23 protein-coding genes are annotated in these 22,657 nt (G+C 61.2%); 10 read left to right on the forward strand and 13 right to left on the reverse strand.

The annotated features are described in order from the left end of the window. Nucleotides 1-94: 94 nt before the first annotated feature. Nucleotides 95-1,246 (reverse strand): mannose-1-phosphate guanylyltransferase, encoded by a 1,152-nt coding sequence (locus tag ACX80B_RS04595; protein ID WP_459293494.1) that lies wholly within the window; start codon nucleotides 1,244-1,246, stop codon nucleotides 95-97. A 225-nt stretch (nucleotides 1,247-1,471) separates the two neighbouring features. Here ACX80B_RS04595 and sdhC point away from each other — a divergent pair, with 225 nt between their 5' ends. The 5 genes from sdhC (at nucleotide 1,472) to ACX80B_RS04620 (ending at nucleotide 5,802) form a co-directional block, all read left to right on the forward strand. Then, nucleotides 1,472-1,852, forward strand: coding sequence for a succinate dehydrogenase, cytochrome b556 subunit (sdhC, locus tag ACX80B_RS04600; protein WP_051441681.1), 381 nt, complete (start codon nucleotides 1,472-1,474; stop codon nucleotides 1,850-1,852). After that, the gene (locus tag ACX80B_RS04605) at nucleotides 1,853-2,326 is read left to right on the forward strand and encodes a succinate dehydrogenase hydrophobic membrane anchor subunit (protein WP_459293497.1); all 474 of its coding nucleotides are present in this window, start codon (nucleotides 1,853-1,855) and stop codon (nucleotides 2,324-2,326) included. It abuts the gene before it with no gap. Between the two features lie 54 nt (nucleotides 2,327-2,380). Then, entirely contained in the window at nucleotides 2,381-4,153 is a 1,773-nt protein-coding gene (sdhA, locus tag ACX80B_RS04610; RefSeq protein WP_459293499.1) for a succinate dehydrogenase flavoprotein subunit, read from the forward strand. Beyond that, the gene (locus ACX80B_RS04615; RefSeq protein WP_459293501.1) at nucleotides 4,153-4,947 is read left to right on the forward strand and encodes a succinate dehydrogenase iron-sulfur subunit; all 795 of its coding nucleotides are present in this window, start codon (nucleotides 4,153-4,155) and stop codon (nucleotides 4,945-4,947) included. The genes sdhA and ACX80B_RS04615 overlap by 1 nt, the downstream gene beginning before the upstream one ends. A gap of 78 nt (nucleotides 4,948-5,025) precedes the next feature. Continuing rightward, nucleotides 5,026-5,802, forward strand: a complete 777-nt coding sequence (locus ACX80B_RS04620; RefSeq protein ID WP_459293503.1) for an alpha/beta hydrolase family protein — start codon at nucleotides 5,026-5,028, stop codon at nucleotides 5,800-5,802. Between the two features lie 17 nt (nucleotides 5,803-5,819). Here the strand turns inward: ACX80B_RS04620 and ACX80B_RS04625 are convergent, their stop codons facing one another. From ACX80B_RS04625 to ACX80B_RS04645, 5 genes are all read right to left on the reverse strand, one after another. Continuing rightward, nucleotides 5,820-6,824, reverse strand: a complete 1,005-nt coding sequence (locus tag ACX80B_RS04625) for a YihY/virulence factor BrkB family protein (protein ID WP_459293505.1) — start codon at nucleotides 6,822-6,824, stop codon at nucleotides 5,820-5,822. A 52-nt stretch (nucleotides 6,825-6,876) separates the two neighbouring features. Continuing rightward, entirely contained in the window at nucleotides 6,877-7,491 is a 615-nt protein-coding gene (locus tag ACX80B_RS04630; RefSeq protein WP_459293507.1) for a 2'-5' RNA ligase family protein, read from the reverse strand. A gap of 25 nt (nucleotides 7,492-7,516) precedes the next feature. Then, nucleotides 7,517-8,557 carry a tryptophan--tRNA ligase gene (gene trpS / locus ACX80B_RS04635; RefSeq protein WP_459293509.1) on the reverse strand — a complete coding sequence of 347 codons (1,041 nt, stop codon included), beginning with the start codon at nucleotides 8,555-8,557 and terminating at the stop codon, nucleotides 7,517-7,519. Nucleotides 8,558-8,625: 68 nt separating this feature from the next. Further along, entirely contained in the window at nucleotides 8,626-9,447 is an 822-nt protein-coding gene (locus ACX80B_RS04640; RefSeq protein WP_459293511.1) for an exodeoxyribonuclease III, read from the reverse strand. Nucleotides 9,448-9,542: 95 nt separating this feature from the next. Further along, nucleotides 9,543-10,094, reverse strand: coding sequence for a hypothetical protein (locus tag ACX80B_RS04645; RefSeq protein ID WP_459293513.1), 552 nt, complete (start codon nucleotides 10,092-10,094; stop codon nucleotides 9,543-9,545). A gap of 177 nt (nucleotides 10,095-10,271) precedes the next feature. Here ACX80B_RS04645 and ACX80B_RS04650 point away from each other — a divergent pair, with 177 nt between their 5' ends. Continuing rightward, nucleotides 10,272-11,042 (forward strand): hypothetical protein, encoded by a 771-nt coding sequence (locus tag ACX80B_RS04650; RefSeq protein ID WP_459293515.1) that lies wholly within the window; start codon nucleotides 10,272-10,274, stop codon nucleotides 11,040-11,042. 228 nt (nucleotides 11,043-11,270) lie between these two features. Continuing rightward, a complete protein-coding gene (locus ACX80B_RS04655; RefSeq protein ID WP_459293517.1) occupies nucleotides 11,271-11,957 on the forward strand; it encodes a sortase domain-containing protein in 687 nt (228 codons plus the stop codon). A gap of 14 nt (nucleotides 11,958-11,971) precedes the next feature. Here the strand turns inward: ACX80B_RS04655 and ACX80B_RS04660 are convergent, their stop codons facing one another. The 6 genes from ACX80B_RS04660 to ACX80B_RS04685 form a co-directional block, all read right to left on the reverse strand. Then, complete coding sequence (locus ACX80B_RS04660) at nucleotides 11,972-12,328, reverse strand: VOC family protein (RefSeq protein WP_459293519.1); 357 nt, start codon at nucleotides 12,326-12,328, stop codon at nucleotides 11,972-11,974. An 89-nt stretch (nucleotides 12,329-12,417) separates the two neighbouring features. Beyond that, a complete protein-coding gene (locus ACX80B_RS04665; protein WP_459293521.1) occupies nucleotides 12,418-13,041 on the reverse strand; it encodes a gluconokinase in 624 nt (207 codons plus the stop codon). Next, nucleotides 13,041-14,270 (reverse strand): D-mannonate dehydratase ManD, encoded by a 1,230-nt coding sequence (gene manD / locus ACX80B_RS04670; protein ID WP_459293523.1) that lies wholly within the window; start codon nucleotides 14,268-14,270, stop codon nucleotides 13,041-13,043. Before manD ends, ACX80B_RS04665 begins: the two co-directional genes overlap by 1 nt. Before the next feature lie 108 nt (nucleotides 14,271-14,378). Beyond that, nucleotides 14,379-15,770 (reverse strand): mannitol dehydrogenase family protein, encoded by a 1,392-nt coding sequence (locus ACX80B_RS04675; protein WP_459293525.1) that lies wholly within the window; start codon nucleotides 15,768-15,770, stop codon nucleotides 14,379-14,381. Between the two features lie 11 nt (nucleotides 15,771-15,781). Continuing rightward, the gene (gene uxaC / locus ACX80B_RS04680) at nucleotides 15,782-17,188 is read right to left on the reverse strand and encodes a glucuronate isomerase (protein ID WP_459293527.1); all 1,407 of its coding nucleotides are present in this window, start codon (nucleotides 17,186-17,188) and stop codon (nucleotides 15,782-15,784) included. Between the two features lie 46 nt (nucleotides 17,189-17,234). Continuing rightward, complete coding sequence (locus tag ACX80B_RS04685; protein ID WP_459293529.1) at nucleotides 17,235-18,278, reverse strand: LacI family DNA-binding transcriptional regulator; 1,044 nt, start codon at nucleotides 18,276-18,278, stop codon at nucleotides 17,235-17,237. 212 nt (nucleotides 18,279-18,490) lie between these two features. Between ACX80B_RS04685 and ACX80B_RS04690 the strand changes: the two genes are divergently transcribed. Genes ACX80B_RS04690 through ACX80B_RS04700 form a run of 3 tightly spaced genes read left to right on the forward strand, consistent with a single transcriptional unit; the run spans nucleotide 18,491 to nucleotide 21,367 of the window. Beyond that, entirely contained in the window at nucleotides 18,491-19,510 is a 1,020-nt protein-coding gene (locus tag ACX80B_RS04690; RefSeq protein WP_459293531.1) for a TRAP transporter substrate-binding protein, read from the forward strand. A 36-nt stretch (nucleotides 19,511-19,546) separates the two neighbouring features. Then, nucleotides 19,547-20,050 (forward strand): TRAP transporter small permease, encoded by a 504-nt coding sequence (locus ACX80B_RS04695; protein ID WP_459293533.1) that lies wholly within the window; start codon nucleotides 19,547-19,549, stop codon nucleotides 20,048-20,050. Between the two features lie 9 nt (nucleotides 20,051-20,059). Next, entirely contained in the window at nucleotides 20,060-21,367 is a 1,308-nt protein-coding gene (locus tag ACX80B_RS04700; RefSeq protein ID WP_459293535.1) for a TRAP transporter large permease, read from the forward strand. Nucleotides 21,368-21,455: 88 nt separating this feature from the next. Here ACX80B_RS04700 and ACX80B_RS04705 read toward each other — a convergent pair whose 3' ends face one another. Continuing rightward, on the reverse strand, nucleotides 21,456-22,220 hold the full coding sequence (locus ACX80B_RS04705) for a FadR/GntR family transcriptional regulator (protein WP_459293537.1): 765 nt from the start codon (nucleotides 22,218-22,220) through the stop codon (nucleotides 21,456-21,458). Nucleotides 22,221-22,657: the final 437 nt, after the last annotated feature.

Consider the following 22,657-nt stretch of genomic DNA (forward strand, 5'->3'; position numbering starts at 1 on the left):
GGATCGCTTTCGACTGGATCTGTGTGCACACCAAAACCCTATCTAGCCCGGGCCGGTTTTTGTGGATCTTGAGCGGTCCATTACGAATCTCCGGTTACAAAACATCGTGGTCGCCGCTTGCCTTGAGCCGCTCCACGGCTTGTTTAACTTCCTGGGCGTGTGCCGTCGTCGTCACCAGCAGTGCATCCTTCGTATCGACGACGACGAGATCCTCGATTCCGATCAGCGCAATAACCCGCTTCGTATCGGAGAAAACGACGCCGGAGGACGCCTCGGAGAAGACTCTTGCGCCCTTGCCCATCACCGTCAGGTCGGAAATTTCAGCCGCACTGTTGAGCCGGCCCAGCGCAGCGAAGTCGCCGACGTCGTCCCACTTGAACGTACCGGGCACCATCGCGACGTCCCCGGCAGCGGCTGCCGGTTCCGCGACGGCGTAGTCAATGGCGATCTTTGGCAGCGTTGGCCAAAGCCGGTCCATCACCTCGTTCCGCCGGGGCGTGTCCCAGGCGTCGGCGATCTCGGACAGACCCGAGTAAAGTTCCGGCTCGGAAACGGAGAGGTGCTGGAGCATCAGCGACGCCGGGGCGACGAACATGCCGGCGTTCCAGTGATACTCGCCGGACGACAAATACTGCCGGGCAACACCCTCAGTCGGCTTCTCCACGAATTCGACGACGGCGCGTGCGCTGGGCGCGCCCTCGATGCCTAGTTTGCTGTTGGACCTGATATATCCGAAACCAGTGGACGGATAGGTGGGGTGGATGCCGATCGTGACGATTTTGCCGGCTGCGGCCGTATAGACGGCTTCGCGCACAGCGTCCTGGAACACCGAATCCGGGCTGATCACGTGGTCGGCGGCGAAGGAACCCATGATGATGTCCGGGTTCCTGCGGTAAAGAATGGCGGCGGCGAGGCCGATGGCGGCCGCCGAATCCTTCTGTTCGCTCTCCAGCAGCAGATCCGCTTCGTCCACCTCGGGCAATTGGCTGCAGACGGCGTCGCGGTGGGCTGCGCCGGTGACCAACAGGATCCGCTTCCCGGTCAGAGGTTCCAGCCGGTCGTAGGTGGAGCGCAGCAGCGTGCTCCCGGAACCGGTCAGGTCGTGCAGGAACTTGGGGGTGGCCGCGCGGGACAGCGGCCACAAGCGGGTTCCCGTTCCTCCCGCCGGAATGACGCCATAGAACCGGTCCATAATGTCGTCTTGCGCGCGGCCGGGGGCCGTTGCTCGTGTTTCGTCAGTACTCATCAGTCCCAGCGTAGCGCGAGGGTCCCGGGCACGGTCGGCGGCAACACCATTCGGCGCCCGGCGCTGGATACGGTGACCAAGGCAACACTCAATAAAGGAGTACCTAAATTGAACTTCCAGCCGCTGCGGGCCTAAGTTAGAGTCGAGCTTATTAGTGCTCTCGCAAATGCGCTTCCCCGCGTGGAAAACACGCTGGCGCCGTTGCGATGCAGGGAGGTTAATTCAGTGTCGAAGACACCAGCTGGAACCCTCTACCGCGGCCGTGAAGGTCAGTGGTCCTGGGTCGGACACCGGATAACCGGCGTCGTTATCTTTTTCTTCTTATTGGTGCATGTGCTTGATACGTCGCTGGTGCGGGTCTCCCCCGAGGCGTACAACGCTGTGATTGGCGCCTATAAGAACCCACTGATGGGTCTTGGCGAAGCTGGCCTGGTCGCCGCCATCATCTTCCACGCCTTCAACGGGATCCGGATCATTCTGATCGACTTCTGGAAGAAGGGACCCAAGTTCCACCGGCAGATGCTGTGGATCGTCCTTGCACTGTGGGCCGTGACGCTGACCGTCTTCCTTATCCGGCATCTACCCAACGTCTTCGGGGGGCACTAAATGGCGCAGACAATCCAACCTCCGCGCAGCTACGACAACACCAAGACCGGAATTAAGTACAACCGGACCGGTGGCAGTGGCTCGAATTTCGAGATGATCGGCTGGCTGTTCATGCGGCTGTCCGGCATCGTGCTGCTCGTTTTGATCTTCGTCCACCTCTACGTGAACCTGATGGTTGGCGACGGTATCCAGGCAGTGGACTTCGGCTTCGTGGCCGGTAAGTGGGCCGATCCGTTCTGGCAGGTATGGGACCTTGCCATGCTGTGGCTTGCAATGCTGCATGGAACCAACGGCGTGCGCACCATCATCAATGACTACGCGGATAAGGACGGGACGCGGTTCTGGCTCAAGATGATCCTTTACACGGCTACGCTCGTCATCCTCGTTCTGGGAACGCTCGTGATCTTCACCTTCAATCCCTGCCCGCCCGGGGCCGCGGCGGAGTTGCTGCCGTCATTCTGCAGCGCTTCCTAGCCACGCGGAGTCCCTCTCACTTAGCATCTGAATTCAACAGAAAGAGCACCAGGCATGCAGGTTCATAAGTACGACGTCGTTATTGTCGGCGCCGGTGGTGCCGGTATGCGCGCGGCCATCGAATCCGGTCAGCGCGCACGGACGGCTGTACTGACGAAGCTTTACCCCACCCGCTCGCACACCGGCGCCGCGCAAGGCGGAATGTGTGCCGCACTGGCCAACGTCGAAGAAGACAACTGGGAATGGCACACCTTCGACACGGTCAAGGGCGGGGACTACCTGGTGGACCAGGACGCCGCCGAGGTCATGGCCAAGGAAGCCATCGACGCTGTGCTGGACCTGGAAAAGATGGGCCTGCCGTTCAACCGCACGCCCGAGGGCCGCATTGACCAGCGCCGGTTCGGCGGCCACACCCGTGACCACGGAAAGGCGCCGGTACGCCGCTCCTGCTACGCGGCGGACCGCACCGGACACATGATCCTGCAGACGTTGTACCAAAACTGTGTCAAGCACAACGTCGAGTTCTACAACGAGTTCTACGTGTTGGACCTGCTGATGGTCGACGACGAAGTGGACGGCAAGCTCAACCGGAAGGTCGCCGGCGTGGTCGCCTACGATCTGGCCAGTGGCGAGCTGCACGTCTTCCAGGCGAAGTCCGTCATTTTCGCCACCGGCGGCTCGGGCAAGGTCTTCAAGACAACGTCCAACGCGCACACCCTGACCGGTGACGGCATGGGCATCGCCTACCGCCGCGGCATTCCCCTCGAGGACATGGAATTCTTCCAGTTCCACCCGACGGGCCTGGCCGGTCTGGGGATCCTGCTCTCGGAAGCGGCGCGTGGTGAGGGCGGAATCCTCCGCAATGCCGACGGCGAACGCTTCATGGAACGCTACGCCCCCACGATTAAGGACCTCGCACCGCGCGATATCGTCGCCCGGTCCATGGCCAATGAGGTGCGCGAAGGCCGCGGCGCCGGTCCGAACAAGGACTATGTGCTGCTCGACCTGACCCACCTCGAGCCTGCCCACATCGACGCGAAGCTGCCGGACATCACCGAGTTCGCCCGCACCTACCTGGGTGTCGAGCCGTACACGGAGCCTGTTCCGGTCTTCCCCACCGCGCACTACAACATGGGTGGAATCCCCACCAACATCACCGCCGAGGTCTTGCAGGACAACGAGACGACCATCCCCGGTCTCTACGCCGCCGGCGAGGTCGCCTGCGTGTCGGTGCATGGTTCCAACCGGTTGGGCACCAACTCGCTGCTGGATATCAATGTCTTCGGCAAGCGGGCGGGTATTGCCGCCGCGGAATACGCGTTGACGGCCGACTACGTTGACCTGCCGGAGGATCCGGAATCCTACACCGTCAAGCTGCTGGACACCGTCCGCGGTTCAGAGGGTGGCGAGCGGGTTGCTGCAATCCGCAAGGAACTGCAGGACACCATGGATGCCAATGTGCAGGTGTTCCGTACCGCGGACACCCTCAAGGAAGCAGTAGCCGTTATCGATTCCCTGAAGGAGCGGTACACACGCATCACCGTGCAGGACAAGGGCAAGCGCTTCAATCTGGACCTGCTGGAAGCTGTTGAACTGGGCATTCTGCTGGATCTGGCCCGTGTGACGACCGCAGCAGCCCTGCACCGCAAAGAGTCCCGCGGGGGTCACTACCGCGAGGACTATCCCGAGCGCGACGATGAGAACTTCATGGAGCATTCCATGGCCTTCCTTGACCCGTCCGCAACAGAGGCAGACGTCCCCGGAATCCGCCTGGCTACGAAACCGGTGGTCTTTACCCGTTACAAGCCGATGGAGCGTAAGTACTGATGTCCACCCCGACCAAAGACGAAACAGCAGAGCCAGCTTCCAAAGTCGAGCTGCCCGAAAGTGTTGCCGGCAGCGGAGAGATCCCATCGTTCGAAGTCACGCTCCGCGTCCGCAGGTACAACCCGGAATTCTCCGACGAGGCGCGCTGGGATGACTTCCAGCTGACCATGTATGGCACGGACCGTGTCCTCGATGCGCTCCACAAGGCCAAATGGGAGCACGACGGATCGGTGTCGTTCCGCCGCTCCTGCGCCCACGGTGTCTGTGGTTCCGACGCGATGCGCATCAATGGGCGCAACCGCCTGGCCTGCAAAGTGCTGCTGAAGGACCTGGATACCTCCAAGCCGATCACCGTCGAGCCGATCAAGGGCCTGCCGGTCGAGAAGGACCTGATTGTGGACATGGAACCGTTCTTCCAGTCCTACCGCGAGATCATGCCCTTCCTGATGAACAACAGCCACACCCCCACCAAGGAACGGCTGCAGTCGTCCGAGGAGCGGGAGCGGTTCGACGACACCACCAAGTGCATTCTCTGCGCCGCATGCACGTCCTCCTGCCCGGTCTTCTGGACCGATGGCCAGTACTTCGGGCCTGCAGCAATAGTGAATGCACACCGGTTCATTTTCGATTCCCGCGACGATGCCGGCGACATGCGCCTGGAAATCCTCAACGATAAGGAAGGTGTCTGGCGCTGCCGCACCACCTTCAACTGCACCGATGCCTGCCCCCGCGGGATTCAGGTGACCAAAGCCATCGCAGAGGTCAAGCAGGCTATCCTGTCCCGAAAGGTCTAGTCTGCAGCCGGACTAGCCCGTACGGGCTGTGGAAGCAGCACCTATTGCGGGATCGATTCGAAGTGAGGAGCCGTGCAAGTGTCCAGAACCGAAAACGTCTCATTCACAGGCGTTAATGACGTCAGACTGTCCGGCAAACTCGATCTGCCCGACGGTGATGTACGGTCCTACGCGCTGGTGGTCCATGGGTTCACGCTCGGCAAGGACAGTCCGGCTGCTTCACGCATCTCGAAGGCCTTGGCAAATGCTGGTATTGGCACACTCCGGTTCGACTTCACCGGGCTTGGCGATTCGGAGGGCGACTTCTCCGATGCAACCTTCAGCACCAATCTCGCCAACATCGAGCGCGCCGCGGACTTCATGAAATCCGAGGGCAGAACCTTGTCGCTGGTCGTCGGACATTCGCTTGGCGGTGCCGCCGTCCTGGCTGCGGCGAAGAAACTCAAGGACGTGGACGCGGTTGTCACCATTGCCGCCCCCTACGACCCCGCACATCTGGAGCATGCCTTCGAACCTGTTATGGACGAAATCCAGGAGGAAGGCAGCGCCGAGGTCAAGGTCGGCGGGCGGGAACTCAATGTCCGCAAGGAGATGCTCGAGGACCTGCGCAACCAGGATCTCACCGGCTGCATCAAGGGACTCCGCCGGCCGCTGCTGGTGATGCACTCCCCCACCGACAACACCGTGGGCATAGAAAACGCCGGGCAGATATTCGAAGCCGCACGGCATCCCAAGTCTTTCGTATCCCTGGAAGGCAGCGACCACCTGCTGCTCGGCCGCGGCGATGCCAAAAGAGCCGCCAATATTATCTCAGCCTGGTCTGACCAGTACCTCGAGCTCGACGACGTCGAGTAAGCCACACCGGACTGCACCTAGTTCCGCTTTGCGGCCGCCCGTGCCCGCTGGCGCAGCGACGGCAGCCGAACATCCTGCGCATCGTCCTTCCGTGCCGCTACCGCATCGGCGGTGCCGATAACACCCCAGGCAGTTGCATAGAGGTACACCTGGCTGAGCAGAAAGAACCATACAAACAGGCCTAGAATAACGGCGAACGACGCCAACAAGGGATTGTTTCCGGCCGAGCCCAACAACTGGGTGCTGAACGTCCGTAGCAGGGTACTGCCGACACCTGCCAACAGTGCAGCCTGAAGCATGGGCATCCGAGGCATCCGGACGCCTGAAGCCAGCCGGAACATGATCACAGCAACAACCATATCCAGCAACAACATCACAAGCAGTCCGGCTATCCGGGTCAGGATGCCAGCGAAGACTCCCAGGTTCAGCAGATCCAGCAACGTATCCAACAAGGTGTTGGCCACCACGCCGACGGCAAAAGTCACCACCATCGCCACCGCTAGAATTCCAAGCGTTCCCAGGTCCTTCAGCTTTATCAGCACCGGATTTCCCTGCAACGGGAGCAGACCGAAAACGCCACGCATGCCCTCACGAAGGCTGCCGATCCAACGCAGTGCCGTGAACAGCATCGTCGCGGTCGAGATGATCAGTGTCAGGCTCAGCGCCCCGCCGGTATCGAACAGCTCCTCGGGCGTCGCCAGTCCGCCGTCGCCAGTATTGATTAGATTGGGCACCTGCCTGTCAACCCCTCTGACAACCAGTTCCTGCAATTCACGATTGCCCACCACGACCAAGCCCATGATGGAAAACCCCGCCACCAGCATTGCGGCGACCGCAAAAAACATGTTGTAAGAGATTCCCGCGGCCATCAATGGACCGTGCCTGCGCGTATAGATCTGGAAGGCACGCATTGGCTTAACGGTGTTCAGCTTCGCAATCAGCCACATCAGCGTGGCCAAGGCCACACCTGCAAAGCCTTTTCCTTCACGCTTGACCTTGGCGATTTCGCGGCGCTTATGCAACGCAATTATTTTAAGCTTTACCCGCTCAGTTGGCTCAGGCGGTGTCTCATGGTCAGCGGCGCCGTGAGGAACTCGACTCCTGATTCGCGCTCTCGCTGCCAAAGTTCAACTCTTCCCGTAGTCTCCACACGCCATTGTTGTCGTGCTCGTAGAGTCCCATCGTACCGATTTCGAAGCTTGCTTCGTATGATTCAAGCAGCTGCTCGGCGTCGTCCATGTTCTCGTCGCTGACGTCATGGGCGACGGTGACGTGGGGGTGGAAGGCGAAGGGCAGATCCCGGCCCAGCGGTCCCGACTGAAGCTGTTCGTGCAGGCGGACGCAATCGTCGAATCCCTCAGCCACGTTCAAGTACACCACCGGGGACACCGGGCGGAAGGAGCCAGTGCCCTTAATATGGATCCGGAACGGCGATTGTTGCCGTGCCACCTTCCTGACGTGCTCGACCGTGGCATCCCAGTCGGTGTAGTAGGTCGTGGTAACCAGAGTGATGTGGGCGGGTACGACGTCGGCCAACGGGTCGCCGAAGGAAGCCCGCCACTTTCGCAGCTCACCGGCGATAGGTTCCGGAATGGCGATGACAATTCCGACGAGGTTGCTTCCCGCCGGCGGAACCACGTCGACGTTGGAACCGGCCCGGGCCTTCACCGAACCGGCCCGGGTGTTCATTGATCCGTCCATCCCCGACATGGGATTAGTACTGGTCCCCGGCGGGTTGCGGCAGGAATCCAACGCGCTCATAGACCTGGGCCAGCGTCTGGCCCGCCATTTTCCGTGCTCTGGAGGCACCTACGGCCAACAACCGGTCCAGTTCCGCCGGGTCGGCCAACAGTTCGGTGGCGCGTGCCCGGACCGGCGTGATGAAGTCCGTTACCACTTCGGCCAGATCCGTCTTGAGGTGCCCGTACATTTTGCCAGCGTACTCTTCCTCCAGCTGAGCCACCGTCCTGCCGGTCAGCGAGGAGTAGATTGACAGCAGGTTCGACACGCCGGGCTTGTTGTCCCGGTCGAAGCGGATCTCCGTGCCGTCGTCGGTCACTGCGGACTTGATCTTCTTCGCGGTAACCTTCGGCTCGTCCAGCAGATTGATCAGGCCGCCCGGCGATGCTGCCGACTTGGACATCTTCGCTGTCGGGTTCTGCAGGTCGTAGATCCGCGCCGATTCCTTCTGGATGAACGGCTGGGGCACGATGAAGGTCTCACCGAACCGGCTGTTGAACCGCTGCGCAAGGTCGCGGCTGAGCTCCACGTGCTGGCGCTGGTCCTCGCCGACCGGAACACCGTGCGGCTGGTAGAGCAAAATATCGGCCGCTTGCAGCACGGGATAGGTGAAAAGCCCGACGCTCGCGTGCTCCGCCCCCTGCTTCTGGAATTTGTCCTTGAACTGGGTCATCCGCGAGGCCTCGCCGAAGCCGGTGATGCAGTTGAGCACCCAGGCCAGTTGGGCGTGCTCGGGCACGTGCGACTGCACGAACAGGGTGCATTTGTCGATATCGACGCCGCCGGCGATGTACTGCGCCGCCGTCACGCGGGTGCGCTTGGCCAGATTTGCAGGATCCTGCGGTACGGTGATCGCATGCAGGTCGGGAATGAAGAAGTACGCGTCGTACTCCTCCTGCATCCGGACCCAGTTCAGCAATGCGCCGACATAATTTCCCAAGTGGAGGGAGTCAGCCGAGGGCTGCATGCCGGACAGAATCCGGGAACGTTCCGGAACTGGATCGGGGTGAACCATGAATCCATACTTTCAATGATCGATGCCCGGCACACGAGGTGCCGCGCTGGGTCGGGTAATAAGTGTGATTACAGCTGGTAATCGACTACCAGCGGGGCGTGATCAGAGAAACGCTGATCATAGGCAGCCGCGCGGTCGACGACGGCGGTAACAGCTGCGTCAGTCAGTTCAGGAGTCGCGAGCTGGTAATCAATGCGCCAGCCAGTGTCATTGTCGAAGGCCTTGCCGCGCCAGGACCACCAGGTGTACGGCCCATCAACTTCACCGGCCATCCGGCGCGCGACGTCGGCCCAGCCCATGTCGCCGAAGAACCGGTCGAAATACTTCCGCTCTTCGGGCAGGAAGCCGGACTTCTTGACGTTGCCCTTCCAATTCTTGATGTCGAGTTCGGTATGACCGACGTTCAGGTCTCCCACCACCAGTGCATGGTCACGGGTTTCCTTCAGATCCGGAAGCCGTGTCGACATCGCGTCCAGGAAGCGGTACTTGTCCAGTTGCTTGGGTGTGTCGGCCTCGCCCGAGTGGACGTAGGCACTGGCGACCGTCAATGTCCGGTTGCCTGCCGGCGTCGTCAATTCAAAGTCCGATTCAATCCAGCGTCCGGCCGTAGCGAAGTAATCGTCACCGATGCCGGAACGGGTGGCCGTTGGCTCCATCCGGGAGGCGATCGCCACGCCGGCACGTCCCTTGTCGGCGGCTTCGGCATGGGCGATGTGCCAGGAATCACCGAGCAACTCATGCACGACCGCATCCGGCGCCCGCACCTCCTGCAAGCAGAGGACGTCCACACCGCGCTCGTGCAGCCACTCCGCCATGCCGCGCTTGTAGGCAGCGCGGATGCCGTTCACATTCACCGATGCAACGCGCAGGCGTACTGGCTCAGATTTCATAGTCGATGCCGATTTCACCCGTCTAACCTTACCGCCAGCCAAGGAGGAGTACATCCTTCAACCTTTGCTCGAAGCCGTTGAGGAAGGTACCGCATTCAGTCGACAACCTTGCCGCTGATCGGCTCGCCGTCGTCGCCTTTCAGCATTCCCATCCCGTTATGGGCGGTGATCTCGATCGTTTCCAGGGCGCGTGCGACGGCGTCGGGATCCTTGCCCAGGTTCTCCTCCACAACCCGCTTCTGCACCTGGACAATCTTGAAACTGTGAGCGAGCTTCTGGTCCCGCATCGAATTTCCCCGGTTGGCCGGAGCCTCATCGACCAGGCGGGTGCCACCGCGGCTTGAGGATGACGACGACGGCGCGCGGCCGGTTGCGCTGCGGATGTTGTCCTGCGCCTCGCGCACCTGGGCAGCACCGAACTTCGCCGCCCGGCGGATACTGATCACGATGAAGGTCGCCAGCAACAACCAGCCAAAAGCGACTATGGCGATAATCCAGCCGATCACGTCGTTCTCATTGGCGGCGAAGACGAGCGTGACCAGGAAAACAAACGCCATCACGGCCATACCGATACCGCTGCTCCGCCCAAAGAGCACGCCCTTGCGCTTCGACGGGTCCACGTTGTTGTCGGTGCCTAAAGGATGCATGACCTCATTGTCTCAAACCACCGGCACCCGCGCCCGCCGCTTCCACTTAAGGCGAACGGATCGAGCGCTTGAGGAAAAAATCTTCAATCCGACCCATCCGTGACAGCGGGCACCCCGAACCGCCAGTATGCGTGCCTAAGAGTTGGGCAGCACAACCTGCATGAGGAGGAAACTCACATGAAGAAGAAAGCATTCCTGCTGGCACCCGCCGTCGCCCTGGGCCTGACCGCTATGGCCGGTGCCCCCGCAATGGCCGACCATGCCGAGGGCTCGTACTCCGCCCCGCTGATGGAACTGAACAACAGCGGCGCCTCCGGCTCTGCCTGGATCGACGTCAACGGCTCTGAAGCAACTGTCACCGTTGAAACATCCGGCCTCGCCGAGACCTTCAAGGACGCTCCGTACCCGCATGTGCAGCACATCCACATCGGTGAACAGGGAATCTGCCCCACGATGGAAGATGACGCCAATGGTGACGGCGTCCTGAGCACCGTCGAAGGTGTGCCGGCCTACGGCAAGGTTGGAACCACCCTGTCGCTTTCAGGCCCCACCGGTGCTGAGGCAGCCACCGACGTCAGCGTCGCGCCCTCCGGCAGCGGCTACACCTACGAGCGCACGTTCGAGCTGAACGAAGACACCCAGGATGCCCTCGCCAACGGTAGCGGCGTCGTCGTCGTCCATGGCCTGGACCCGGCCACCCAGCCGGCCGCAGCCACGGAGAAAATGAGCGAACTCGCACCGAGCCTGCCGCTGGCAGCCACCGCCCCGGCGGCATGTGGTGCACTTGAGATGGCACCGGCAGGCGGTGCTGACACCGGTGTCACCGCTGCAGCTTCCAATGGGGGCAACGGTGGAAACGAGATGGGCATGATCGCCCTCGGAGGTGGCCTGCTGGCTGCAGCCGGTGGTGCCTACGCCGTCCGCCGCCACGTTGTCGCCGGACGCTAAGTCCCGCCGTACGGGTCATGATCTAACGACGTGATCCATGGTCAAGATGGCCGCCGTTTCCGCTTCCGGGCGGGTGCGGCGGCCATCTTTTTACCAGGCGGACCCATCCGGAATGGCCGGCACAGCGAAGTACTGGTGTGCCCGCCCATCCCGGGCTTGCCCGACTTCTCCACTCTCCGCACTGTGTGGTTCACTTGAGATGATCTGCCGGAAGGACAATTTCCTACCATGATTTCCAGTAATACAGGCCAACGCTTCCGCCGTTCGGCGGGGACCGCTGCCCTGCTGTTCCTCCTGGCCGGATGCGGCGGCTCCCCCGATGCACCCACCGGAAACGACCAAAAGTCCCCGGTGGAGGCCTCCCCTGCAGCCACGGCCGCGCCAACCCCGCCGGCAAAGTCTTCTCCAGGACCCGCCGATGCGGAAGCCACCCCTGGCGTGCCCGACCGGGGCATGGCGGCCTCGCAGCCTGTGAGCTTCTCAATTCCGGCGCTGGACCGGGAAGCGAAGATTATCGAAACCGGGCTGCGGGATGACCAGTCACTTGAGGTTCCGCCCGAGCACGAGGGCGCGCCGGCCAGCTGGTTCAACGGCTCGCCGACTCCCGGCGAGGTGGGACCCTCTGTCCTCCTCGGCCACGTGAACTCACTCGCTGACGAAAGCGGCGTGTTCTACAACCTGGAGGGTCTCGAAAAGGGCGACAAGATTTCCGTCACCCGCGAAGATGGCACTGTTGCCAACTTCGAGGTCTACAAGAGCGAGCTCTACGAGAAGGACGAATTCCCCACCAAGGCGGTCTACTTCCCGACCGAGGAACCTGAGCTCCGGCTGATTACCTGCGATGGCTTCACCGAGTCGAGCGGCTTGTTCGAGAAGAACCTCGTGATCTACGCCGAGTTCACCGGCCGCGGCTGACGCAGCCCGGTGACTTACCCGGTCACGAGGCAGAACGGATGGCCCGCCGGATCGAGATACACCCGGAAGCTCTCCTGCTCGTAGCCCTGCTTGCGGGCACCGAGCTCCAAAACCTTCTTCTCGCCGTCGTCCAGGTCCTCAACCTTCACATCCACGTGCATTTGCTGGGGATGCTCTGAGCCCGGCCAGTCCGGAGGAGTGAGCTTCTCCACCTTCTGGAAGGCCACGGCAGGACGGTCCGGAGCGTCGCCGATGGTGATCCAGTCGTCCTCGGTGTCCACTCGCTGCATGCCAACCAGGCTTTCGTGGAACTTCGCCGTGGTTTCGATGTCTTCGCAATCAATTACCAGTGCATGAAATGTTCCAACCATGCCTAAGAGTATGCCGCTGAACCGGTCGAATGGACAGAGGCAAGCCCGCCTGGATCAGGAAGCGACCGCCGTTGTTCCCTTCATCAGGATCAAGACCGGACCGCCGTTGTTCCTCTCGACCGGACGACGCCGGCAGCCTGTGCAACGATCTCCGTCACGGGATCATCGATGCTTAGCCGCACTCCCGGCTCGCCCGCGGCCAGCGGTTCCAACGTTGCCAGCTGAGATTCGAGCAGCCCCGGGGGCATGAAATGACCGCTGCGCTGGTTCATCCTGGCCGTTAGCGTCTCTTCCGAGCCGTCCAGATGCACGAAAAAAGTCCCGGCTGACGCCTCGAGAATCGTCTGCCGGTAGGACTGCTTCAAGGCCGAACAGGCAATCACCATTCCGGCCCCCGGCGCGTCCGCGAGCGTCTGCCCGATCCGGGCAAGCCACGGCTGGCGGTCGCCGTCGTTCAGCGGAGTGCCTGCCGCCATTTTCTCCACGTTGGCGGCCGGGTGCAGCGCATCGCCGTCGATAAATCCCAGTCCGAGTTCCGCGGCCAGCTGCTCACCGATGGTGGTTTTCCCCGACCCGGACACGCCCATCACAATCACGCTCAAACGCGCACCCTCGGACGTCCCGGGATCCTGCAGGGTGTCCCGGCCTGTTTCCGCGGCATGATCAACATCCCGCCGGCGCATGACTGCGGCACCCTGATCAGTTTCCGCCATCACCAGTCGTGGACCGTTCCGTCAGTGAGCCTGTTGTATGGCAGGTACGCCTGCTGGTACGGGTACGACGCCGCGGCATCCTCGTTGAGTTCCACGCCGAGGCCCGGCTTCTCACCCGGATGCAGGTACCCATCATTGAAGGTGATCGACTGTTCAAAGACCGTGTTGGTCGCGTCGCTGTGCTCCATGTACTCCTGTATACCGAAATTGTGGATCGCCAGACCGACGTGGGTCTGGGCGGCGAGACCGACCGGAGACACGTCGGTGGGTCCGTGGAAGCCGGACTTGATCTGGTACTGCGCGGCGAAGTCCATGACCTTCTTCAGCGGTGAGATTCCGCCGAAGTGGGTGGAAGCCGCCCTGACATAGTCGATCAGCTGCTCGGTGATCAGGGTCTGGAAGTCGAAGACGGTGTTGAAGATTTCGCCCACGGCCAGCGGCGTGGTGGTATGCTGCCGGATCCGGCGGAAGGCCTCCTGGTTCTCAGCCGGGGTGACGTCCTCGAGCCAAAACAAATCGTAGGGTTCCAGCGACTTGCCCAGTTTGGCCGCCTGGATCGGCGTCATCCTGTGGTGCCCATCATGCAGCAGCGGCAGCTCCGGACCGAACTCATTGCGCACCGCCTCGAAGACGGTGGGAACGTGCCGCAGGTAGGCGCGGGTGTCCCAGTCCTCCTCGGTCGGCTGGGCGCCGCGCCCGGCCGGCTCGTAGTCGTAACGTTCACCGGACGATTGCGCCTGGGCGGCGACGCCGTAAAGTGACTTGATACCCGGAACCGAGGTCTGGATGCGGACCGATTTATAGCCTTCCTCCAGATGTTCGCGGATTGAGTCGAACAGCTCGGGAACGTCCCGGCCCGAGGCGTGTCCGTAAGTGCGCAGCCCGGTGCGGGAGGCACCGCCCAGCAGCTGGTAGACCGGCAACCCGGCAACCTTTCCTTTGATATCCCACAGCGCCATATCGACGGCGGCGATGGCGGCCATGGTGACCGGGCCACGGCGCCAGTATGAGCTTCTGTACAGGAACTGCCAGGTGTCCTCGATGCGGTGCGGATCCTTCCCTGTCAGCAGCGGAACTACATGTTCAGTCAGATACGACGCGACCGCCAGCTCCCGGCCATTGAGCGTCGCATCGCCCAGGCCCGTGACGCCGTCCTCGGTGGTGATCTTAAGCGTGACGAAGTTTCGGCTGGGACTGGTGACGATGACGTCCGCGGCAATGATCTTCACGTGGTGTTCCTTTCACAGGTTCTTCAGTTCTGGCGGCACGCGCCAAGGTTTGGTCGCCGTCGTGCCGTGGTGGAGGTAGGAATGTCCAGCCTCTAGGAGTTTGCAGATTCAGATAACGCGCTCAAGCTTCGGCCGGAGGGACTCAATAAGCTGGACCGCCCCGGCCTCGTCCGCCAGATCTTCGTCCAGCAGCTTCACGAGACTACGTGTCCTGCTGGAAATATCACCGGCCAGAATACCTCGGATGACAGTGTCGGCGCTGTCCCGGGACGCATTCCCTGACTGGACGTAATCAATCCACTGCGAGATCAGGCGGGCACTGGCCTCGCCGCTCCTGCCAGCCTGCCGTTCGGCACGCATCACAGGGACGGCGCGCAGACGCAGTTTACTGCTCCCGTCCGTGGCGATCTGCGCCAACCGGTGCTCGATCCTGGAATTGCCGAAGCGCTTGAGCAATGCGGCACGATAACCGGGAACGTCGAGCCCTTCGGCGGTCAGATGCTGCTGAGCCTCATCCCAGAACTGCTCCATCCAATCTGCACAGACCGGGTCCTGCAGCGCCTGGGCCACTGTTGCATGGCCACGCAGGCTTCCGGCATACGCTAAAAGCGAGTGAGCGCCGTTCAGCAGCCATAGCTTGCGGTCCTCGAAAGGCTGGAGTTGATCGACGAAGATTGCGCCGGCTTCTTCCCACGGCGGCCGCCCGGCGGGAAATTCGCCACTGAGGACCCAACTCGCGAACGGCTCCGTGACCACCGGTGCGTGATCGGCGATGTCCTGCGCCCGTTCGAGTTCCGCAATGTCCTCCGCGGTGGTCTGCGGTGTGATCCTGTCGATCGAAGTCTGCACGAAACTGACCTGTGTCCGGATCCAGTCCGCCAGGTCGCCGTCAATCTCGTCGGCGAATCCGAGGACCGCCGCGCGGGCGACCGTTCCGTTTCCGGACAAGTTGTCGCAGGATACGACGGCGATTGGCCCGCCTGACGCAACCTTCCGCGCTTGCAAGCCGAGCAGCAGCCTGGCCGGCATGGTTGAGACAGCGCGGCTCTCCGCGCGGGCTGGTCCGCCATCGTTGACGCTGTCCTTCAGGAGCTGAAGGTCCTCTGCAACTGGATCTGAGTGGGTATCAAGAATTCCGTCAGGTCCCACGTGGTAGGCAGCCTCTGTGACGGTAATCGTGATAACCGTCGTCGTTTCGGCAGCAACCAAACGGCAGAGGGCATCCAAATCCGCACCATCGTGAGTTTCGACGATGCTCTCGATAACCTTGTGGCTGTCCCCGTCGTCAGACCGCTCGATCAGAGTGTAGAGGCCATCCTGTTCAGCCAGGACGCGAGCTGCTTCGGGGCTCCGACCGGTGAACGCGGCAATGCCCCATTCGCGCCCGCGGTCCACCACATCGGTGTACCAAGCCTGATGCGCACGGTGAAAAGCACCGAGGCCAAGGTGGACGATCCGGACCGGCGACTTAGCTCCGGCAGCAAATGTTGAGCGGTTCAATCGCGGCGCCGTCATAGTTTGAAGACCCGTCGCGGTGCGCCGTCAACAATGTCGACGATCAGTTCGTGGGCACGCTCTTCCGAGACCCGCCGTTCGGCCACAAGCCGGGCCAGAAAGGAGGCTTCGACGCGCCGGGATGCATCATGGCGTGCCGGGATGGAGCAGAACGCCCGGGTATCGTCAATAAATCCGGATGAACGGGAGAATCCGGCCGTTTCCGTCACTGCCGCCCGGTAGCGCAGCATGGCATCGGGTGCATCCAGGAACCACCACGGAGCACCGATGTAAACGGACGGGTAAAAACCTGCCAAGGGTGCCAGCTCACGGGAGTAAACGGTTTCGTCGACTGTGAACAGGACCAAATGGAAGTCCTCTGCCGTACCGAAATCGGCCAACAGTGGCTGAAGCCCCTCGGTGAAACTAACGGGAAAGGGAATGTCATGACCGCTGTCCCCGCCAAAGCGTTCGAACGTTCCCGGATGGTGGTTCCGGAAAATACCCGGATGCAGGGTCATTACCAGTCCATCCGCGGTCGACATCCGCGCCATTTCGTAAAGCATGTGTGCTTCGAAGGCGTCCCTGTCCCCTGCGAGAGTCTCTCCACGACGGGCACGGTCGAAGATTTGCTCCGCTTCTGCCGCGCTCAGTTTGAGTGTTCGCGGGGTACGGACGCCATGGTCTGCGGAAACCGCTCCGTGGTCAACGAAGTACCGCCGGCGGTTTTCCAATCCACGAATATAGGCGCCATAGCCACTCAATCCGTCTGCCGACGTCGCAATTAGTTCTTCCACCCGGGCCGCCCAACCCGGGGCATCAATATTGACGTACCCATCCGGGCGGAAGGTTGGTACTACTTTTCCGGCAAAGGACGCATCCGCCGCTAGTGATGCATGCGCCGCCAGGTCGTCCAGGGGATCGTCCGTAGTGGCCAGCACCTCAATGTTGAAGTCCTTGAACAGGTGGCGTGGGCTGAAACCGGGTTCTTGAAGTCTAGAGTTAATGAGATCGAAGGTCTCGTCGGCGTTGGCGCCGGACAATTCCGTTGTCAGGCCGAATACGTCGTGGAACGCCGACCGCAACCAATACGCAGAGGCGGTTCCGTCGAAGAGCGGCCAACTTTCGCAAAACCGGCGCCATACCTGTCGTGGCTGGACCTCGGCCGTTCCGCCCACCCGCAGTTCTTCGAGTGGCACTCCGCTGGCATGGATCAACCGCGTCACATAGTGGTCGGGGCTTACTAAAAGGGTTGCCGGGTCCGGAAACGGAGTGTCGTCGGCCAGGATCGAGGCGTCGACGTGGCCATGTGGGGAAATGATCGGAAGGTTCTCCACCCGGTCCAGCAGGTTCCGGGCAATAGAGCGGACAGCTGGATCAGCGGGCAGTAGCCGATGAGGATCGGCTGCAATCGAGGTGGGCATAGTTCAATGCTCAAAGATGCCAGACCCGAACGGCAATTAGTTGCCATCACTTGCCGCGGATTGCCCTTTTCCCGGCTGGAGCGGCTGTCGATTCCCTGACGACGAGTTTGGCGGGGAGGATCACCGGCTGTCCCGACCTTGAACGTGCACCGGCAGCTATCGCCAGCAGATTATTGACTGCGGTTGAGCCGAGTGCGTAGAGCGGGGATGCGACCGTCGTAAGCGGCGGCGTAACGAGTTCAGCTCCGAAGGTATTGTCGAAACCAACAACACTGACATCGTTCGGGACCGATATTCCGTGTTTGTGTATTTCGCGGATGAAGCCAATGGCTAGTTGATCGTTATAGGCCACCACAGCGGTAGAAGGATGCTCGATCCACTGCCGGGCTGCCTCCGCTCCGCCGCGCAGAGTCGGGTGGAACGGTCCAGAGCGGCGAATCCGGATTTCCAATTCCATCCCCGCCTCCCGCAACGCACGCCAACGCATCCCGTCGGCCCAGGAGGCTTCGGGCCCGGATAGGTACTGCAGCTCGGTATGGCCAAGCTCCCCCAAGTGCTCTGCAGCGCGGCGCATGCCTCGCGCGTTGTCAGTGACGACGCTGGACACGTCGGCTACGGCACGATTCATCACAAGAGTGGGCTTCTGCTTTGCCATTTGCCGGATGGATGAGTCCGACATTCTCGAACTTGATAGTACGATCCCATCGACCATGGACATGGCGCGTTCCAGCGCTTGCCGCTCTCTTCGGTCTGACTCCTGTGAATTGAACAAGAGCATGGTGTAACCAGCATCGGTGGCTGCCGCCTCAGCGCCACGGATCATCTCAAAATAGACTGGGTTCGTAATATCGGCAATGACCAAGGCAATAATTTGCGACCGTGAAGCCGAAACCCCACTTTGGCCCATGGACTTGGACCGGTAACCCAGTTCTTCGGCGGCTTCGCGGATGCGGCGCGCGGTTTCATAACTGACGCGGCCAGGGCGGGCAAAAGCGCGGGAGACAGTAGAGGATGCAACGCCGGCGACGCGGGCGACGTCGTAAATAGTAGGGGGCTTATCCGCCCCTTGATCCCCTCCGCCCTGCGCCATCCCCTGATGCTACGAGCAGAAGGCAACTAATGGCAATTGATTGGCACTTCAAGCTGTCATCTGTCTGAATCGAATAATACGCAGCAACGGTACCCCCCGCCGGCTCCCGGCAGGACGAGGGGCCACTTGCCCTTCCAGCCGCGGGCTGGCTGGCAAACATCTGCGTCTATCACGAGCAACGCCCCCTTCGTGGGCACAAGAGAGGTACCACCATGAGCCGCAAGAAGACTTATTCCATCATGGCCGCCGCCGGCGCTGTGGCGCTGACGCTTTCCGCCTGTGGCGGCGGTGGAAGCGAGGCAGGGGGTGGAGCCGAAGGTGGCTCCACCATGCGCCTGGCCTTGAACCAGACCGAACAGCACCCGTCCTACATTGCCCTGGACGACTTCGGGACCCGCCTCTCCGAAGCCACCGAGGGCTGGGACGTCAAGGTCTACCCGAATGAAACGCTCGGCGCCCAGCAGGAAGCTCTCCAGCTGGTCAGCGATGGTTCAGTGGAGATGGCGATTGTCTCCGGGACACAGCTGGAGAACCTGAACCCGGATTTCAAGGTCTTCAACCTGCCTGGCGTGTTCAAGAACATCGACCACCAGATGAAAGTTCTGAATGACGAAGAAATAGTCGGTGAACTGTTCACCTCCCTGGAGGACGAAAATATTACCGTGCTCAGTGGTGGCTTTACCCAAGGTGCACGGAGCGTCTACAACTCCAAGCACCCCATCAACACTCCCGAGGACATGAACGGCCTCAAGTTCCGCGTGCAGGAGTCCGACATCGCGCAGGACATGATTAGCCTGATGGGCGGTTCACCGACGCCGATGGCATACGGCGAGGTCTACACCGCGTTGCAGTCCGGCGTCATTGACGGTGCGGAGAACAACGAAATCTCCTACTTGACCCAGAAGCACAACGAAGTCGCCGAGTACTTCTCCTACACCGAGCACCTCGTCGGTATCGACTACATGATCATCAACACCGATGTACTGGAGTCGATGTCCGATAAAGACCGCAAGGCCTTCCAGCAGGGATGGGAGCAGACGGTGGAGGACTTCACCGCGATGTGGAAGAAGCAGACAGAGGAGGCCCACGCCACATTGAAGGAAGAAGGCGTGAAGTTCAATCAGGTCGATAAGGAAGCCTTCGAGAAGGCATTGGCTCCGATTGTGGAGAAGAACCTCGACAATAAAGCCCAGCGTGAGCTTTACGAAGCCACCAAGGCAGCCGCAGAATAAACCGCCCCACAGACGAAGGTCGTTGATTCACCCCTCATGGAACCATCCAAGAAAACCCTCGACCGGACACTTGAGGTCGCCTGCGTCGTGCTGTTCACTGCCTTGGTCCTCGTCGTCGTCTGGCAGGTCTTCACACGGCAGGTACTGAACGAGCCCAGCTCATGGTCCTCGGTCCTGGCCCGGTACATATTCGTATGGCTGGGCCTGGCCGGGGCCGCCCTGGTCTTTGGAGAACGCGGCCACATCGCCGTCGACTTCGTGGTCCGGAAACTGCCCGACTCTGTCGAGAAAGGCATCTCCGTTCTGGTCCAGACCATCATCGCGGCCTTCTCAGTGATCGTCCTGATCTGGGGCGGTTACCGGGTTGCTCTGCAATCCTGGGATCAGGCATTGTCCGGTCTCCCGCTCTCCATTGGACCGCTTTACCTTGCCATGCCGGTCGCGGGGGCGCTGATCGTTTTCTATGCGATATACCACTCCGTGCAGGTATTGAGCAGCAAGGAACCGCCGATCGAACACGACGAGTCTGAAGCGATATAGGAGACGACCTTGGATACAGCATTAATTGCAGGTCTGATCCTGTTCTTCAGTATCGCCATCGGAATCATACTCAGCGTTCCGATCGCGGTTTCCATCGGCCTCGGCGCCGTGTTCGCCACCATGTCAGTCCTCGACTTCGACCAGGCCGTACTAACGAGTTCCCAGCAATTGTTTACGGGGATCAACTCGTTCACGCTGCTGGCAATCCCGTTCTTCGTGCTGGCCGGGGTGCTAATGAACAACGGCGGTATTGCCGAACGACTGATCGATGCCGGCAAGGTGGTGGTCGGCCGGATGCCCGGCTCGCTGGCGCAGACCAACGTGGTGGCCAATGCCATGTTCGGTTCGGTCAGCGGTGCGGCGGTTGCCGCGGCAGCCGCCATCGGAACTGTGATGGGACCGAGGCAGGAAAGGGAAGGTTACGACCGGAATTTCTCGGCCGCAGTAAACGTCGCCTCGGCGCCGGCGGGCATGCTCATCCCGCCGAGTAACACGTTCATTGTGTATGCGCTGGTCTCCAGCAGTTCGATCGCCGCGCTGTTCATGGCCGGCGTCGGACCCGGACTGCTGTGGGCGTTGGCATGTTTCATCGTCGTTTACATCTATGCGCGTAAGCGCCCCGAGCTGAAGTCCGCCGATCGGGTGACCCTGCCTGTCGCGCTGCTGACACTGCTGCGGGCACTGCCTTCGTTGCTGATGATCATCATCGTCATCGGCGGTATTCTGACCGGCATTTTCACCCCGACCGAGTCGGCGGCCATCGCCGTCGTCTATTGCTTGGTGCTCGGCTTCGCGTATCGAAACATTAAGATCAGCCATCTGCCGGCGATCCTGCTCGATGCAGCCCGGACCACGGCGATCGTGATGCTGTTGGTCGGCGTGTCGACGGCGATGGCTTGGGTGATGTCTTTCGCGCTGATTCCGGACATGATCGCCGAAGCGCTGCTGGGAATCAGCGACAGCCCGACTGTCATCCTGCTGATTATGATGGGGATCCTCCTGGTCGTCGGAACGTTCATGGATCCCACGCCGGCAATCCTGATCTTCACCCCGATCTTCCTGCCGATCGTCACGGAATTCGGCATTTCCCCGATCCACTTCGGTGCGATGATCGTGATGAACCTCTGCGTCGGCACGATTACTCCCCCAGTGGGCAACGTGCTGTTTGTCGGAGCGAGAGTGGCTGGACTACGGATTGAACCAGTTGTGCAGAAACTGCTGCCGTTCCTGCTGGCCCTGATCATCATGCTGTTCGTGGTGGTTTTCATACCTCAGATCAGCATGTGGCTGCCAACCCAGTTGGGGCTGGTCGAGTAGCGTTTCGCTACTCCCCATCAGCGAGGCAACACCGATGAAAGCGGGCGGCGGTTATTGCAACCACCGCCCGCTTTCATGTCTTGGAAGATTATCCACCAGGGCTGCGAAGAGCCGGCAGCGCTGCAGACGCGGCGCGAATATGCTCCTCTGTGAGCTCCGCAGCCCGCGCACCGTCACCTTCAGCAATGGCCTCAAGGATGGCGTGGTGCTGTTTCCGCAGCATTCCACAGACACCGGACCATTCTTCCAGTTGACGGAAGGCTTCCAGGATGGGTGCCCGCAGCGAAGCCCTGATCGCGATGGTCATGTCAGCCACCAGACGGTTCCCGCCCGCCTCGGCGATCGCTACGTGGAACGCCGTGTCGGCGTCGTTGAATTCTTCGCGCGAGATTCCCTCGATGTCCATGCGCTCCAGCGGAGCGCGGATGGCCGCGCGTGAGCTCTGATCCGCGTTTCTCGCAGCCAGGGAAGCACTCGAACGCTCCAGCATGACCCGCGCTTCGACTACATCAGCGAGCCGAAAGTTCGACAACGCGACATGAAGCCGCAGGAAGCGCGTTAGAGCCTCACTCGGCATTGCCGCGATAAACGTGCCTGCCTCTGCTCCCGCTCCGACATGGGAGCGCAGTACGCCCTGCCCCTCAAGGACCCGGATCGCTTCGCGCACGCCGGCACGGCTAACCTGCAGCCGTGACGCGAGATCACGCTCGGGTGGTAACGGATCGCCCACCTTCAGCGCGCCAGTCATGATCTGGTCCTCGATCGCCTCGATCACCAATTCATGGGCCCGGGTGCGCGAGACAGGCCGCCATGTCGGACCACCCAGCCACGATTCAGGGACGTTTTCGCTCATAAAGCCATAATGTCACGCAGGGGCGAACGGCCGGGGACCGCGCCGTGAAATCGGCTGGGCAGATGCACTTCAACAGGGAGTCAGCTGAGGGCAACCGGCGTACCCTGAGAAACATTAAACAGCGGAAAGTGTTGACGCAGATCACATTCCACCCCTACACTCGTTCTATTGGTCAGACCACTAAAAGGTCAGTACTACTTTCTATTTCCCGCAGCCAAGGCGATGCTCAGCCAGGCGTCGATGGCGAAACCCGGAGAAGACATCATGGACGTATCCGAAGTGGCACCTATAGCCGAAAACCCCGCAGGACGGAGAGGAGCAAATCATGGATAACCTTGCAGTGCTTAGCCTTCTAGCTTTGTTGCCCATCCTTGTGGTGGGTGTTTTGTTGGCGGGATTTCGATGGCCGGCGAAGTTCGCCATGCCGGTGGGTTATG

Source organism: Arthrobacter monumenti (assembly GCF_054511255.1).

What these genes read in the sequence shown, in the direction of transcription:
- ACX80B_RS04685 (WP_459293529.1), bottom strand. Translation starts at nt 18,278, where the DNA reads ATGGCGCAGGGCGGAGGGGATCAAGGGGCGGATAAGCCCCCTACTATT.
- trpS (WP_459293509.1), bottom strand. Translation starts at nt 8,557, where the DNA reads ATGGTTCACCCCGATCCAGTTCCGGAACGTTCCCGGATTCTGTCCGGC.
- ACX80B_RS04615 (WP_459293501.1), top strand. Translation starts at nt 4,153, where the DNA reads ATGTCCACCCCGACCAAAGACGAAACAGCAGAGCCAGCTTCCAAAGTC.
- ACX80B_RS04605 (WP_459293497.1), top strand. Translation starts at nt 1,853, where the DNA reads ATGGCGCAGACAATCCAACCTCCGCGCAGCTACGACAACACCAAGACC.
- ACX80B_RS04660 (WP_459293519.1), bottom strand. Translation starts at nt 12,328, where the DNA reads ATGGTTGGAACATTTCATGCACTGGTAATTGATTGCGAAGACATCGAA.
- sdhA (WP_459293499.1), top strand. Translation starts at nt 2,381, where the DNA reads ATGCAGGTTCATAAGTACGACGTCGTTATTGTCGGCGCCGGTGGTGCC.
- uxaC (WP_459293527.1), bottom strand. Translation starts at nt 17,188, where the DNA reads ATGCCCACCTCGATTGCAGCCGATCCTCATCGGCTACTGCCCGCTGAT.
- ACX80B_RS04705 (WP_459293537.1), bottom strand. Translation starts at nt 22,220, where the DNA reads ATGAGCGAAAACGTCCCTGAATCGTGGCTGGGTGGTCCGACATGGCGG.
- ACX80B_RS04695 (WP_459293533.1), top strand. Translation starts at nt 19,547, where the DNA reads ATGGAACCATCCAAGAAAACCCTCGACCGGACACTTGAGGTCGCCTGC.
- ACX80B_RS04665 (WP_459293521.1), bottom strand. Translation starts at nt 13,041, where the DNA reads ATGGCGGAAACTGATCAGGGTGCCGCAGTCATGCGCCGGCGGGATGTT.
- ACX80B_RS04640 (WP_459293511.1), bottom strand. Translation starts at nt 9,447, where the DNA reads ATGAAATCTGAGCCAGTACGCCTGCGCGTTGCATCGGTGAATGTGAAC.
- ACX80B_RS04690 (WP_459293531.1), top strand. Translation starts at nt 18,491, where the DNA reads ATGAGCCGCAAGAAGACTTATTCCATCATGGCCGCCGCCGGCGCTGTG.
- ACX80B_RS04655 (WP_459293517.1), top strand. Translation starts at nt 11,271, where the DNA reads ATGATTTCCAGTAATACAGGCCAACGCTTCCGCCGTTCGGCGGGGACC.
- ACX80B_RS04630 (WP_459293507.1), bottom strand. Translation starts at nt 7,491, where the DNA reads ATGAACACCCGGGCCGGTTCGGTGAAGGCCCGGGCCGGTTCCAACGTC.
- ACX80B_RS04595 (WP_459293494.1), bottom strand. Translation starts at nt 1,246, where the DNA reads ATGAGTACTGACGAAACACGAGCAACGGCCCCCGGCCGCGCGCAAGAC.
- ACX80B_RS04650 (WP_459293515.1), top strand. Translation starts at nt 10,272, where the DNA reads ATGAAGAAGAAAGCATTCCTGCTGGCACCCGCCGTCGCCCTGGGCCTG.
- ACX80B_RS04645 (WP_459293513.1), bottom strand. Translation starts at nt 10,094, where the DNA reads ATGCATCCTTTAGGCACCGACAACAACGTGGACCCGTCGAAGCGCAAG.